Origin of the sequence: Arsenicitalea aurantiaca, from assembly GCF_003994485.1 — a bacterium.
In the GTDB taxonomy this organism is placed as follows: domain Bacteria; phylum Pseudomonadota; class Alphaproteobacteria; order Rhizobiales; family Devosiaceae; genus Arsenicitalea; species Arsenicitalea aurantiaca.
In genome coordinates, this window is the sequence record NZ_RZNJ01000001.1 from 354,488 (window position 1) to 367,533 (window position 13,046).

General features: G+C 65.3%; 12 protein-coding genes. 3 read left to right on the forward strand and 9 right to left on the reverse strand.

The genetic code is table 11. From position 1 onward, the window contains the following. Positions 1 to 20: 20 nt before the first annotated feature. From flbD to EMQ25_RS01805, 8 genes are all read right to left on the reverse strand, one after another. Entirely contained in the window at positions 21 to 1,388 is a 1,368-nt protein-coding gene (flbD, locus tag EMQ25_RS01770; RefSeq protein ID WP_127186836.1) for a sigma-54-dependent transcriptional regulator FlbD, read from the reverse strand. A gap of 11 nt (positions 1,389 to 1,399) precedes the next feature. After that, positions 1,400 to 1,687, reverse strand: a complete 288-nt coding sequence (gene fliN, locus EMQ25_RS01775) for a flagellar motor switch protein FliN (protein ID WP_244606474.1) — start codon at positions 1,685 to 1,687, stop codon at positions 1,400 to 1,402. A 53-nt stretch (positions 1,688 to 1,740) separates the two neighbouring features. Beyond that, entirely contained in the window at positions 1,741 to 2,373 is a 633-nt protein-coding gene (locus EMQ25_RS01780; protein WP_127186838.1) for a FliH/SctL family protein, read from the reverse strand. Continuing rightward, a complete protein-coding gene (gene fliG / locus EMQ25_RS01785; protein WP_204569804.1) occupies positions 2,373 to 3,455 on the reverse strand; it encodes a flagellar motor switch protein FliG in 1,083 nt (360 codons plus the stop codon). The genes EMQ25_RS01780 and fliG overlap by 1 nt, the downstream gene beginning before the upstream one ends. Continuing rightward, entirely contained in the window at positions 3,452 to 5,080 is a 1,629-nt protein-coding gene (gene fliF / locus EMQ25_RS01790; protein WP_127186839.1) for a flagellar basal-body MS-ring/collar protein FliF, read from the reverse strand. Before fliF ends, fliG begins: the two co-directional genes overlap by 4 nt. Before the next feature lie 201 nt (positions 5,081 to 5,281). After that, complete coding sequence (gene sciP / locus EMQ25_RS01795) at positions 5,282 to 5,560, reverse strand: CtrA inhibitor SciP (RefSeq protein WP_127186840.1); 279 nt, start codon at positions 5,558 to 5,560, stop codon at positions 5,282 to 5,284. A 163-nt stretch (positions 5,561 to 5,723) separates the two neighbouring features. Beyond that, positions 5,724 to 6,380, reverse strand: coding sequence for a flagellar hook assembly protein FlgD (locus EMQ25_RS01800; RefSeq protein ID WP_127186841.1), 657 nt, complete (start codon positions 6,378 to 6,380; stop codon positions 5,724 to 5,726). A gap of 9 nt (positions 6,381 to 6,389) precedes the next feature. After that, on the reverse strand, positions 6,390 to 7,622 hold the full coding sequence (locus EMQ25_RS01805; RefSeq protein ID WP_158625916.1) for a flagellar hook-length control protein FliK: 1,233 nt from the start codon (positions 7,620 to 7,622) through the stop codon (positions 6,390 to 6,392). Between the two features lie 333 nt (positions 7,623 to 7,955). Here EMQ25_RS01805 and mnmA point away from each other — a divergent pair, with 333 nt between their 5' ends. The 3 genes from mnmA (at position 7,956) to EMQ25_RS01820 (ending at position 11,797) form a co-directional block, all read left to right on the forward strand. Then, positions 7,956 to 9,107 carry a tRNA 2-thiouridine(34) synthase MnmA gene (mnmA, locus tag EMQ25_RS01810; RefSeq protein ID WP_127186843.1) on the forward strand — a complete coding sequence of 384 codons (1,152 nt, stop codon included), beginning with the start codon at positions 7,956 to 7,958 and terminating at the stop codon, positions 9,105 to 9,107. A 108-nt stretch (positions 9,108 to 9,215) separates the two neighbouring features. Next, on the forward strand, positions 9,216 to 9,770 hold the full coding sequence (locus EMQ25_RS01815) for an RNA polymerase sigma factor (RefSeq protein ID WP_127186844.1): 555 nt from the start codon (positions 9,216 to 9,218) through the stop codon (positions 9,768 to 9,770). After that, on the forward strand, positions 9,767 to 11,797 hold the full coding sequence (locus EMQ25_RS01820; protein ID WP_127186845.1) for a vWA domain-containing protein: 2,031 nt from the start codon (positions 9,767 to 9,769) through the stop codon (positions 11,795 to 11,797). The genes EMQ25_RS01815 and EMQ25_RS01820 overlap by 4 nt, the downstream gene beginning before the upstream one ends. Before the next feature lie 73 nt (positions 11,798 to 11,870). Here EMQ25_RS01820 and EMQ25_RS01825 read toward each other — a convergent pair whose 3' ends face one another. After that, on the reverse strand, positions 11,871 to 12,827 hold the full coding sequence (locus EMQ25_RS01825) for a ring-cleaving dioxygenase (protein ID WP_127186846.1): 957 nt from the start codon (positions 12,825 to 12,827) through the stop codon (positions 11,871 to 11,873). Positions 12,828 to 13,046 lie beyond the last annotated feature (219 nt).

Here is a 13,046-nt window from a genome sequence, read left to right on the forward strand (position 1 = left end):
GCGCGGGGGAAATTCATCGATCAGGCAACCGATCGCTGTTCGCCGGGTGCGGGAATGGCAAGGCCCTCGTCGGCATACTGGTTGAGCTTGTTGCGCAGCGTCCGGATCGAGATGCCAAGGATATTGGAAGCGTGCGTCCGGTTGCCGAGGCAGTGCCCGAGCGTATCGAGGATGAGTTCGCGCTCGACATCGGCAACGGTGCGCCCGACCATCGCCCGTGTCGCGCTCTCGGCGGCCGCGGCGGCCTGACCGGCCAACCCGCCGGCCCGAACCGCATCGGCAAGCCCGGTCCCGTCGGGCATGGCGATGGCTTCGGGGCCTATCTCCTCACCCCCCGACAGCAGCACTGCGCGATGGAGGGTGTTTTCAAGCTCACGCACATTGCCCGGCCAGGGCGCGGCCAGCAATTGCTCGCGGGCAGAGGCGGAGAGCCTGCGCGGCCCCATGCCATTGGCCTTGGCGTATTTTAAGACGAAGAAATCCGAGAGGGCGGCAATGTCACCAGGCCGCTCGCGCAGCGCCGGCAGCTTGAGGTTCACGACATTGAGGCGGAAGAGCAGATCTTCCCGGAAATGCCCTTCGCGCACGGCCTGGCCGAGGTCGCGGTTGGAGGTGGCAAGGATGCGGATGTCGACCGGAACGGGCTTGGTGCCCCCCACGCGGTCGATCAGCCGCTCCTGGATGGCCCGGAGGAGCTTCGCCTGGAGACGGAAATCCATCTCCGAGATCTCGTCGAGAAGCAGCGTGCCTCCCGAGGCTTCCTCGAACTTGCCGATGCGCCGGGCGACGGCGCCGGTGAAGGCGCCCTTTTCATGCCCGAAGAGCTCGCTTTCGAGCAGTGCCTCCGGGATCGCGGCGCAGTTGATCGAAATGAAGGGTTTTCCGGCGCGACGCGAGCGCGCGTGAAGATACTTCGCCATCACCTCCTTGCCGGTGCCGCTCTCGCCCGTGATGAGGACGCTGGCGTCCGATCCGGCAATCTGGTCAGCGAGCTTAACGACGCGCGCCATGGAAGGGTCGCGGTAGAGGAAGTCGCTCGACTCCCGTGCCACGGCGGCAATGACCGCGGCGATCAGCTCGGCGTCGGGGGGCAAGGGGATGTATTCCTTGGCGCCCGCTCTGATTGCGTTGACCGCCGCCGCCGCATTGGTCTCGGTGCCGCAGGCGACGACCGGGATGACGATGCGCTCGGCTTCGAGGCCGGCAATCAGGCCCGGTATGTCCACCATGACGTCGACGAGCAGCAGGTCGGCGCCACGTCCGGCGCGCAGGCTGGCGAGGGCGATTTCGATGGAGGGCGCGTGCGCAACCTTGGCACCACCTTGCATCGCAAGGCGGGTGGCTTCGGTGAGCTGGCCCTCAAGGGCTCCGACGATCAAAAGGCGCATGCTGTTCTTCCTCAGGCCGCTCTGGCGATTTCGGTCATGGTGACGCCGAGACGGTTCTCGACGAGCACGATCTCTCCGCGTGCCACCAGCCGGTCGTTGACATAGATCTCCACCGCCTCGCCGACCTGGCGGTTGAGCTCGAGTACGGTGCCGACATCCATCTTGAGGAGGCTCGCAATGGGAATGCGGGTGCGTCCGAGGACGACGGAGATCCTGACCGGAACGTCGAAGACGGCCTCGAGGTCCGAGGCCATCTTGGCGCCGGTCTCCGGCGGGAGCGGCCGGTCGGGGGATCCCATGTCCTCGAAGGTGACGCCGCTTTGCGGGTCCGGCTTCTGGCCCGGGGGATTGGTCATTCCTGGTCTCCTCGATTGGTCCCGCGGGCGGCGAGATAAGCTGTGATCGCGTCGTCGATGGCGCTCTCGATGGTCGCGCTGTCGCGGACGAGACCGCCATCGGCCCATTCGATCCGGCCATCACCAATGGCGATCGCTTCATCGGGGAGGATGACGAGGCGGCCTTCGAAATGGCTGGCATCGGCCCGGCGGCGCGCCAGGGGCTCAAGCGTATCGACCAGATCGGGATGGCATCGGATGACGAGGTGCGGGACCTTGTCGAGCGAAGACAGGCATTCCCCGAGCAGCGCTTCGAGTTCAGCCTGTGGCTCGCGGGCCAGAAGGTGACCGGAGAGCTTCCCCGCCACGCTGCGGGCGAGGGCGATGGCGCCGGCCCTGAGCCCGTCCGCTTCGGCGTTCTGCCTCTCGATGAGCGCATCGATCCGTCCGGCCAGGGCTTCGGTCGCGGTTGCAAGGCGCCGAGCGTCGCTGATGCGGGCCTTGCGTTCGGCTTCGGCGTAGCCCTCGGCATACCCGGCCATACGCGCTTCCTGGGCGTTCTGGTCTGCGGCCTCGCGGCTCATCTGGGGATGACGCGACTGGCCGGTGCCCAGGTCGAGGTCGAAAGTGAATCGTGCGGCGTTCGCCATCAGACCACCATCTCGTCGTCGGACTTGGATTTCTGGATGACGATCTCGCCCCGCGCGGCCATGTCCTTGGCGATGCCGACAATGCGCGCCTGGGTCTCGTCCACGTCCTTGAGCCGAACCGGCCCCATCGCTTCCATGTCCTCGAGCAGCATGCGACCGGCGCGCTGGGACATGTTGGAAAAGAAGATCCCACGCACATGGTCGTTGGCGCCCTTGAGGGCGAGGCCGAGCTCGCGCTTGTCGAGCTTTTGCAGGAGCGCCTGGATGGCGGAAGCGTCGAGCCGGGTCAGGTCCTCGAAGGTGAACATCAGCGCCTTGATCTTTTCGGCGTCCTCGCGATTGGTTTCCTCGAGTGCGGTCAGAAAGCGCGCTTCGGTCTGCCGGTCGAAGGCGTTGAAGATTTCGGCCATCTGTTCATGGCTGTCGCGGCGCTTGGAATGGCTCAGCGTCGACATGAATTCGGTGCGCAGTGTCGATTCGATCTTTTCGAGAATGTCCTTCTGCACCGGGTCGAGCCCGAGCATGCGCTCGACGACGTCGAGCGCGAGTTCCTCCGGAAGCGCCGCAAGCACGCGGCTTGCATGCTCGGTCGGGATCTTGGAGAGGACGACCGCGATGGTCTGGGGGTATTCGTTCTTGAGATAATTGGCGAGCACGTCCTCGTGCACGTTCGCCAGCTTTTCCCACATGGTGCGGCCGGCGGGCCCGCGGATCTCGTCCATGATGATCTCGACCCGGTCGGGCGGCAGGAAGGACAGCAGGAGCCGCTGGGTCGTATCGGTGTTGCCCGAAACGGCGCCCGAGGAGGTGATGGACGTGACGAATTCGATCATCAGCTCGTCGAGCATTTCGGGGGTAAGCGGGCCCAGACGGACCATGGCGCGGGACAGCGAGCGGATTTCCAGTTCGTCGAGCTGCTCGAGGATCGGGCGCCCATAATCGGGACCGAGCGCCAGCAGGAGCGCCGCGGCTTTTTCATCGCCGCTGAGCGGCCGCTTGGCACCGCGCTCGCCCATGACGAGCTGGCGGCGCATCGCGTCCTCGATATTGGTCTCCTCGGACATGTCGCGGGTCTCTGTCATGCTGCGTCCGAAATCCAGTCACGCACGATGAGCGCTGCCTGTTTGGGGTTCTCGTCGACGAGGGTGCCGACGGTCTTGAGCGTCTGGGCCTGCGTTTCGCCCATGGCGCGGGCGCCGTCCATCCAGGCGGGCTTGCGCACCAGATTGGCCTCCGGGCCTTCATCGACGCGCTCGACGGCGCCGCTGGAGGGGCTGAGTTCGGCGCTCGCGGGGAGGGCAAGAGGGGCGGTCTCGGGGGTCAGTACGCGCCCCAGAAGCGGGCGCATGACGAAGAAGACGAGGGCGAGCGCGATCAGCAGCGTCACGGCCATTTCGGCGCCCTGCATTAGATCGTCGCGCGTGAAGTCGAAGAGACCCTGACCCTGGGTCCCGAGCGCTGCGAGTTCAGGCCGCTCGGCGAACTGCATGTTGACGACCTCGAGCTGGTCGCCACGCGTGGTGTCGAACCCGGCAGCGGAGCGGACGAGTGCCGCGATCTGCGCGAGCTCGGCATCGGAGCGCGGCTGGTAGCTCGCATTGCCCGAACCGTCATCGGCGTAGACGCCATCCACCGCCACCGCGATCGAGAGCCGGCTGATGCCGCCCGCTTCGGTCATTGCGGTCTCGGTGACGCGCGAAATCTCGTAGTTGACGGTTTCCTCGACGGTGCTCTGCTGCTCGTTGGTGCCCCCGCCAAGGCCTGCGTTTTCGCTTGCGCCGGGCAGTTCGTTGGCAACGCTGACCTGGCCGGACGTGCCGGCCCCGATTGCCGAGTTCTGCAGTTCACGCGTCAGGGTCGAGCGCACCACCTGGCCGTCCGGATCAAAGGATTCGGACGTCCGCGTCAGCCGGTTCATGTCGAGTTGGGCGCTGACCTGCACCCGTGCTCGACCCGGGCCGACGACATTGACCAGGAGGTCCTCAATGCGGGCGCGGAGCCGGCCTTCGACGCCCAGCGTGCGCTCTTCGAGTTCGCCGGCGAGAATGCCGTCTTCGCCTGTGCCGGCGCCCGAGGCAAGCAGGCGCCCCGCATCGTCGACGATCGAAACGCGGGTCGGGGTCAACCCTTCGATCGCCGACGCCACGAGGTGCTGGATGGCGCGGATTTCGCCGGCCGAGAGCTCACCGCGAACGCCGAGCACGATCGAGGCGCTCGGATCCTGCCGCTCGCGCCGGAAGAGTTCACGCTCGGGGAGAACGAGGTGCACCCGTGCGCTGCGGATGCGGGCCAGGGAAGAGATCGTGCGGGAGAGTTCGCCTTCGAGGGCGCGAACATTGTTGATGTTCTGCACGAAGCTCGTCGCGCCCAGAGTGTTCTGCTGGTCGAAGATCTCATAGCCGACCTGTCCGCGATGGGGCAGGCCGTCTGCCGCCAGGGACATCCGGAGCGTCGTGATCTGATCTCGGGGCACGAGAATGGTGTCGCCTTCCCCGCGCAGCTGGAAGGGGACGTTGGCGGTCTGCAGTTCGGAGACAATGGCGCTCGAATCCTCGATCGACAGGCCTGAATAGAGCGGCGCCATCTGCGGGCTGGCGCTGCGCAGGATCAGGAAGACGAAGAAACCGAGCATAAGGACGGCAACGACGCCCATGGCAGCGACGCGGGCCAGACCCAGCCGATTGAGAAAATTGACAAAATTATCCAAGTCGCACCCGACAATGTGTGTCGGTGATGCTCCGCGAGCCCCGCAGCCATCCCCTGGGCAAAAATTACCTAGCGGATGGTAAACATTGTCTTAACCGATGTCGCAGAATGCGAAATGGGGCGCGGATAAGCGACCGTGCGCACATGAACGAACCGCCCCGGCGGGGCCGGGGCGGTGCGAAGATCGGCGACAGTAGCGTTATCAGCTTTCGCGGTAGTGCTGGATCCAGGTCGTCCGAAGCCCGGCAAGGCCGTGCTTCTCGATGGCCGCCTGCCAGTTCAGGAACTCGTCCACGCTCAAGGTGTAGCGCTCGCACGCTTCCTCGAGGCTGAGCAGCCCGCCGCGAACGGCAGCCACCACTTCGGCCTTCCTCCTGATCACCCACCGCCTCGTGTTCTTCGGCGGCAGATCCGCAATCGTAAGCGGACTTCCATCCGGCCCGATAACGTACTTAACGCGGGGACGCATTTGTACGGTCATTTTACTCTCATACTCAGCCTGACCATGGGTCTAACCCTAGACCCGTGCACTTAAAATTTGGCTAAGGGGAAAGTTAAACCCGGTTAAGGATTTGAACCAAATGCGATGCACTTGATCTCTGGGCCGAGGACTTGAGTAAAAGACCCGCCGGACGAAGACAGGATCAGGCCGGCGGCTGGCGTACCGAGGTGACGCTCGAGAGGTTCAGCCGCGAAGTGCCCACGATCAGAACCGGCTCGCTGCCGGTGAAATCGACGCCGCTGACGACACCGGTCGTTTCGGTGGTGATGGGCACATATTGCCCATCGGCGTTGCGGCCGGCAATGGTTATCGAATACGTGCCATCGGGCTTGCGCTGCCCGTCATTGCCGATCCCGTCCCAGGCGAACTGGCCGACACCGGCCGTGAGGCGCCCTTCTTCGGTGTAGACCGTGTTGCCGGCAGTGTCCTTGATGGTGACGGTGACGTCGGCGGTATCCTGCAGCGCAAAGGACCAGGTCGCCGAGCCATTCACGAGCTCGGAACGTACGCCGGAAGCCGTCACCTGCTTGCCGATATAGTTGACGGCGTTGTTTATGCCGGAATTCGCGCCGGCCAGCATCATGGCTTCGAGGAACTCATTGGTCTTGAGCTGCTGTTCGACCGAGGTGAACTGCACCAACTGCTGGGTGAACTGGTTGGTGTCGAGGGGGTCGAGGGGGTTCTGGTTGCGTAGCTGGGTCGTCAGCAATTGCAGGAACGTGTCGAAGTTCTCGGCGATCGTCTGGCGCGACGAGGACATCGCGCTGGTGCCGGTGGAGGAAATGCCGCTGACGCTCATGTCCGTCTCCTAGACGAAAAGGTCGAGCCCGCCCGGTCGGGCGATGCCGCGATAGAGGATCGCTCGTTCGGTCTCGGGCCGATCCGGTTCGGTGCCGTCCAAGCCGGCGTTCCCATAGAAATCGGGGTCGCGTCCATCGCCCTGGGCGTTGGAAAACGGGTTCTGCCGAAGCGAGAATTCGAGATTGGTCTTTGTGCCGTCGAGTCCAGCCTGCATCAGCGCGCGCTCGAGCGCCCTCTGATCGCGCTGCAGGAGATCGAGGGTTTCGGCCCGTTCCACTGTGAGACGGGCATTGACGGTGCCCGAGCCATCCATATCGAGCCGCACGTCGATGCGGCCGAGTTCGGGTGGATCGAGCCGGATTTGGAAGCGGCTGTTTCCCGCCTGCACCTGCCGTACGATCTCGTAGGCAAGCTGCGGGACATTCACCTGCGAAGCAGGTGCGTTGTAGGCGGACTGGACGAGCTTTGCGCCCGCGCCGAGCTCGGGCCGGCCCTGCAAGGGGGTGAGCGGCTGTCCGTCGGCGTCGAGTTCACCCGGTGTGGTCTCCACAAGCCCGGCAGAGGCCGCAAGACCCGCCGGTGATGCCTCCGTACGGCCCTGTGCGCCATTCGGCTCGCTCGCCGCAGGCCGGATCGGGGCACTGGGTTCCGTTCTCGTCCGGACCTGCTGGGGGGAGGGGGCGTGCAGCGCCATGTCGGGCGTTTCGAGCCGGGCTTCCCCAAGGGGACGGGTCTGAGCGGCCGGGCTCACATCGACTGGCTTTCCGAGCAACGCCTGCAGGGCGGCCTCCAGCCCTTTCGTGCCGCCCGACGCGGCCAATGCTTCTGCAGAGGGCGCAGCGGCCAGTGCGGCAGCGAGTGCCCTCAGGCGAGCGGCGAGTGCTTCGCCTTCGGCCCCGAGGGGCGCGACAAGTTCGCCGGCGCGCTGGGCAAATGCGGCCAGAGGCCCGTCTTCGGGGAGCGGGGGCAACTCGGCTGTTGGCGGGAACAGGGCGGCGAGGCCATCGAGAAGATCATCGAGCCGGTCGACGAGTTCGGACGAAGGCGGCTGGTCATCCGGACGAGCCGCCTCAAGTTCGCCCAGAAGGGAGGCAAGCTGGTCGAGCAGTGAAGGTTCCCCATCCTCGCCACCGGGGGCGAGTGCAGCAGGGGACGTCAGGAGGGAAGAGGTCGCGTCGATCGCCGGCCTCGCCCCATCCCCGCCGATCGCGCCCAGGAGCGCGGCGAAGGCACCCAGCATGTTATCTCCCGGCGCCGCAGGGCGCGCCGAGGCCGTGCCCTTAGGCTGACCGGAAATCATGGTGACGACAAGATGAGACGACACGGACGCACTACCTTCAAACGGAGGTTCAGGGTTTCCCTTGCAATCGTCGGGCCAAACCGGCGGCTCGAAGGTTTTCCCAGTCATCTCATGGGTATAGGTGGTCCCGGCGGCGATCACGGCGCCCAACGAGGCGGCAGTTTCAGCCCGCAAGGCGGCAAGAACTGCCCGGTGCCGACGCTTGCCGAGGCTTTCCAAAGGGCGTAAACACCGCCACTTCCGCTGGCCCTTGACCCCAACCGGATGACACAGATGCTGAATTCGCTTGATATCGCCAAGCGCCCGGAGGACACGCGCGTCGTCGTCGCGATGTCCGGTGGCGTGGATTCTTCGGTCGTTGCAGGCCTGCTTGCCCGCGAGGGCTATGACGTGGTGGGCGTGACGCTCCAGCTCTACGATCATGGTGAAGCCACCCACCGCAAAGGCGCGTGCTGCGCAGGGCAGGACATTCACGATGCGCGCCGCGTCGCGGCCCGGCTCGGGATCCCGCACTACGTCCTCGACTACGAGGAGCGCTTCCGCAATGCGGTGATGGAGCCCTTTTCCAACGCCTATCGCCAGGGCGAGACGCCGGTGCCGTGCATTGCGTGCAACCAGTCGGTGAAGTTCGTCGACCTCATGGAAGTCGCCAGGGATCTGGGGGCGGACGTCCTCGCGACGGGGCATTACATCCAGTCACGGCTCGGTGCGGACGGGCTGCGCCACCTGTTGCGCCCCGTGGATGACAGCCGAGACCAGAGCTACTTCCTCTTTGCCACCACCCGCGCCCAGCTCGATTTCCTGCGCTTCCCCCTCGGCGGGATGGACAAGCCGCAGGTGCGCGAGCTCGCCCGGGACATGGGCCTCGAAGTTGCCGAAAAGCACGACAGCCAGGACATCTGCTTTGTGCCGCAGGGCAAGTATGCCGACGTGATCCGCAAGATGCATCCCGAAGCCCTGGAAGGTGGAGAGATCGTCCATCTCGACGGTCGAGTGCTTGGCCGGCATGAGGGCATCATCAATTATACGATCGGGCAACGCCGTGGCCTTGGCGTCGCCTCGGGCGAGCCGCTTTACGTCGTGAAGCTCGAGCATCGCACGGGGCGCGTGGTTGTCGGGCCGCGCGAGGCGCTGAAGACGCACACGGTGCGGTTGCGCGACGTAAACTGGCTCGGCGACCTGCCTCTTGCGGATGCCGCCGCCGGCAATGGCATGCCGGTCGAGGTCAAGGTGCGCTCGACCCGTCCGCCGCAGGAGGGCGTTATCACGCTGAGGGACGGCGAGGTGTTCGTCACGCTGCTCGCCGGGGAGTATGGCATATCCCCCGGGCAGGCCTGCGTCTTCTATGCGGATCAGACCCCGACCAGCGAAGTGCTGGGGGGCGGCTTCATTGCCGAGGCCGTGCCACAGGCGCTTGTCGCCTGACGACAAAATTCGGATGAGGCCTGATTTTCTCCCAAGGATTTCGATCGGCGCGCCGTCATAGACCCAGACGCGGCTTGATCGGGCCTTTGGCGCATGCAGATTGCTTTGATGACGCAGGAGACAATCGAGGCGGCACGGCCCGCGCCGGAGGGAACCGATTGGCTCCTGGCGCGCGCCCGTGCCGGTGATCGCGCCGCGTTCACGCGCCTGCTCGAACTCCATTACGACCTCATCTTCCGCACGGCATGCAAATGGAGCGGGCGTCGCAGCGACGCCGAGGACATTGCGCAGGACGTCTGCATCAAGCTTGCAACCGCCATCCACTCGTTCGACGGGCGATCCACGTTCACGAGCTGGCTCTATCGGGTGACGCTGAACGCGGTCCGCGACATGCAGCGCAGCTCCGCCCGGCACAGCCGGCGCGCCGCGGCACTCGCCGCCGAGACCGAGGACGCATTTCCGGCCGAACAGGAAGCCGCGGCGGAGGCGCACGCGCTCTGGGCGGTCGTGCGGCGCCTGCCCGACAAGCAACGGGACGCGGTGCTGCTCGTCTATGCCGAAGATCTGAGCCATGCCGAAGCCGCAACGATCATGGGGTGCAAGGAGGCGACCGTCTCCTGGCACATACACGAAGCGAAAAAGACCCTCAGGGGGCTGCTATGACCGATCAAGGCGCAGAGGACAGGCTACGGACGCTGCGGAGCGCGACGCCCGCGGCACCGGGCGATGCTGCCCGGCGGCAGGCGCTCGCCGCGGCGGTGTCTGCTTTCGATGCGAACGAGGACGCGCGCGCGAACCGCTTCGCAGGCCAAGGATCAGGCGCCTCCGGTCGTCTGAGGTCCATGCTCATCAAGGCAAGGACCTGGATCATGGATACCCGCATCCCCATCGGCGCAGTGGCTGCAAGCCTGCTGCTGGTACCACTCGGCTATCAGCTCTACGCCACGACGGCCATGACCGGGTCCGTACCGGACGACACCGGGCGGCCAGCCGTGATGCTGCGGCAGGTGGAGCCGGCCTCCGCTCCGCAAATGGAGATCGCGGCGGACAGCATCGCCGCTGTGCCGGCGCCACTGGCCGATGAGGCGGCGCCCGTCACCACGATGCGCGCCGAGCGCTCGGGCAGCTCAGTGTTGCGCCCCCAGGAGCCGGCGGCGCCGTCCATGCTCGCCTTGCCCGAAGGGGCTGAAATGAAAGCGCGGCACTTCGCCCCCGGGTCCACGCCGCTCGCCGGAGACCGGCTCACCCCATTCGAGGAAAACCGCGTGAAGGTTGCGGCCGAGGATCCGGTTTCCACCTTCTCGGTGGATGTGGATACGGCAAGTTATGCAGTGATGCGGCGCATGATCGGGCTTGGGCAGCTGCCAGCGCCCGGTTCCGTCCGGATCGAAGAATGGCTCAACTATTTCAGCTATGACTACCGGCTGCCCGAGGACGCCGCGGCGCCTCTTTCCCCGGACCTCATCGTCTTTCCCGCGCCCTGGGACACGCGCAAGCAGCTATTGCGCATCGGCATACGCGGCTACGAGCCTCAGGACGTGCTCGATCGACCGAGCAACCTCGTCTTCCTTGTCGATACGTCCGGCTCGATGGATGCGCCCGATCGGCTGGATCTGCTGAAGCGTGCTTTCGGCCTGCTGGTCGAGCAGCTTTCAGACAATGACAGCGTTTCGATCGTGGCTTATGCGGGCTCGGCCGGCGTCGTGCTGGAACCGACAGCCGGAACAGAAAAAGCGACAATTCTCGCTGCGTTCGACAGGCTCGAGGCCGGCGGCGCCACGGCAGGCGCGGACGGGATCGCGCTGGCCTATGAGCTTGCCGAAGGGGCGATGGTGGAGGGCGGCACGAACCGCGTCATCCTCGCCACCGATGGGGATTTCAACGTCGGGCCCGATACGCCCGACGCTCTTGAGCGGCTGATCGCCGAGAAGAGGGCGGGCGGCGTGTCGCTCTCGGTGCTGGGCTTCGGGCAGGGCAATCTCAACGACGCCGTCATGCAGTCGCTCGCCCAGGCGGGGAATGGCAATGCGGCCTATATCGACAGCTACTCGGAGGCCCGGAAGGTCCTCGTCGAGGAACTCGGCGGTACGCTCGTCACCATTGCATCGGACGTGAAGGTGCAGGTCGAATTCAATCCCGCGCTCGTCTCGGAATACCGGCTGATCGGATACGAGACGCGTGCGCTCATGCGCGAGGATTTTGCTGACGATCGCGTAGACGCAGGCGAAATCGGCGCAGGGCATACCGTGACTGCACTTTACGAAATCGTTCCTGCCGGATCCGGTGCCGAGGCGATCGCTCCACTTCGGTACGGTGCACCTCTGTCCAATACCGGCCCTGCGGACGAGCTTGCCCATCTTCGGATCCGCTACAAGCTGCCCGGCGCAGGCGAAAGCCGGCTGATCGAAGCCCCGATCACGACAGATCTGGTGGTTCGGGATCCCGAGGCCGTTCCCGCCGATGCACTCTGGGCTGCCGCAGTCGCCGCGTTCGGTCAGGTGATGGCTGGCACGCAGGGGGTTCAGCCGATGGCGCTTGAAGATATCCTCAGCCTGGCCGAACGGAGCCAAGGAGAAGACCGAGGCGGCTACAGGGCGGAGTTCCTGCGGCTTATACGCGACGCCATTTCGATCTCGGGCACTGCGCCATCGCGCTGTGCGGTGCCCGGAGAGCGCCGGACCTGCAGCTGAGCAGCGCGGAGCCGGAATGCGGGAAAGCCGGGGTGGGGGCCCCGGCTTTCTTGCGTTCTTGAAGGTCGACCGCTCAGGCGAGGGGCTTCAGCCCGGCCTCGATGCTCGCGCGCCGCGGCTCGAGGAAGGGGGGTAGCGCGAGGCTCTCGCCAAGGGTCTCAAGCGGTTCATCGGCGGTGAAGCCCGGCTCGTCCGTGGCGATCTCGAACAGAATGCCGTTTGGCTCGCGGAAATAGAGCGACGTAAAATAGTACCGCTCGACCTCTCCGCTCGAGCGCAGGCCGACGCTGTGCACGCGCGCGATCCATTCCCTGAGCGACGTCTTGTCGGGCGTGCGGAACGCGACATGGTGCACGCCACCAGCACCCGGGCCGGTGCGGCGCAGATCGGGATCGACCTGCACATGCAATTCTGCGCCCGGACCGCCTTCGCCCATCTCGAAGACGTGCGTCTCCCCGGTCCGCTCCCGCGCGGGATGCACGCGTGCCTTGCGCATGCCCATCACGCGCGTCAGGACCAGTTCGGTCGGCTCGAGATTGGGGACGCTCATGGTGATGGGACCAAGGCCAACCATCTGGCGCTCCGCGGGAATGGTGCTTTTTTCCCAGGGCTGGGCAGGGCTCGGCGTCTCGTCCGCAACGAAGCGAAGCCGCTGACCCTCGAAATCCTCGAAGTCAAGGCTCAGATGTCCCACCCGCTCTTTTATCGCGCTCGTGCCGACGCCCTGATCCTGCAGATGGCTCTTCCACCACGCGAGACCTTCTTCACCCCCGCGCACGCGCAGCGCCGTCCGTACGATGGCGTTCGTCCCGCGACGTTCGGGAAGCGTGTTGAAGTCAAAGAAGGTGAGATCGCTGCCAGGCGAGGCGACGCCGTCGCCATAGAAGAGATGGTAGGCGGTCGTGTCGTCCTGGTTCACCGTCTTCTTGATGAGGCGCATCCCAAGCACCCGGGTGTAGAAGTCGAGATTTTCGGAGGCGCGGGCCGACACCGCCGTCAGGTGATGAATGCCCGAGAGTTCGAGAGCCATTGTTTTTCTCCTTTGCAGGTCAGCCTGCTTGCTAACGACCAACATAGGGACTTGAGCGGGCGTCCGTCACCCCACCCCTTGACGACGGATTGTTGCGGCGCTGCGAACGATCAAACATCTCCGTCGACGAAAAGCGGCCAATCACAGTTTGCCGAGCCATGTCTTTTTTCAATGCGAACCGCTTCGCAACCCACTACTTCTGTTCGGAACAGAAAGTGA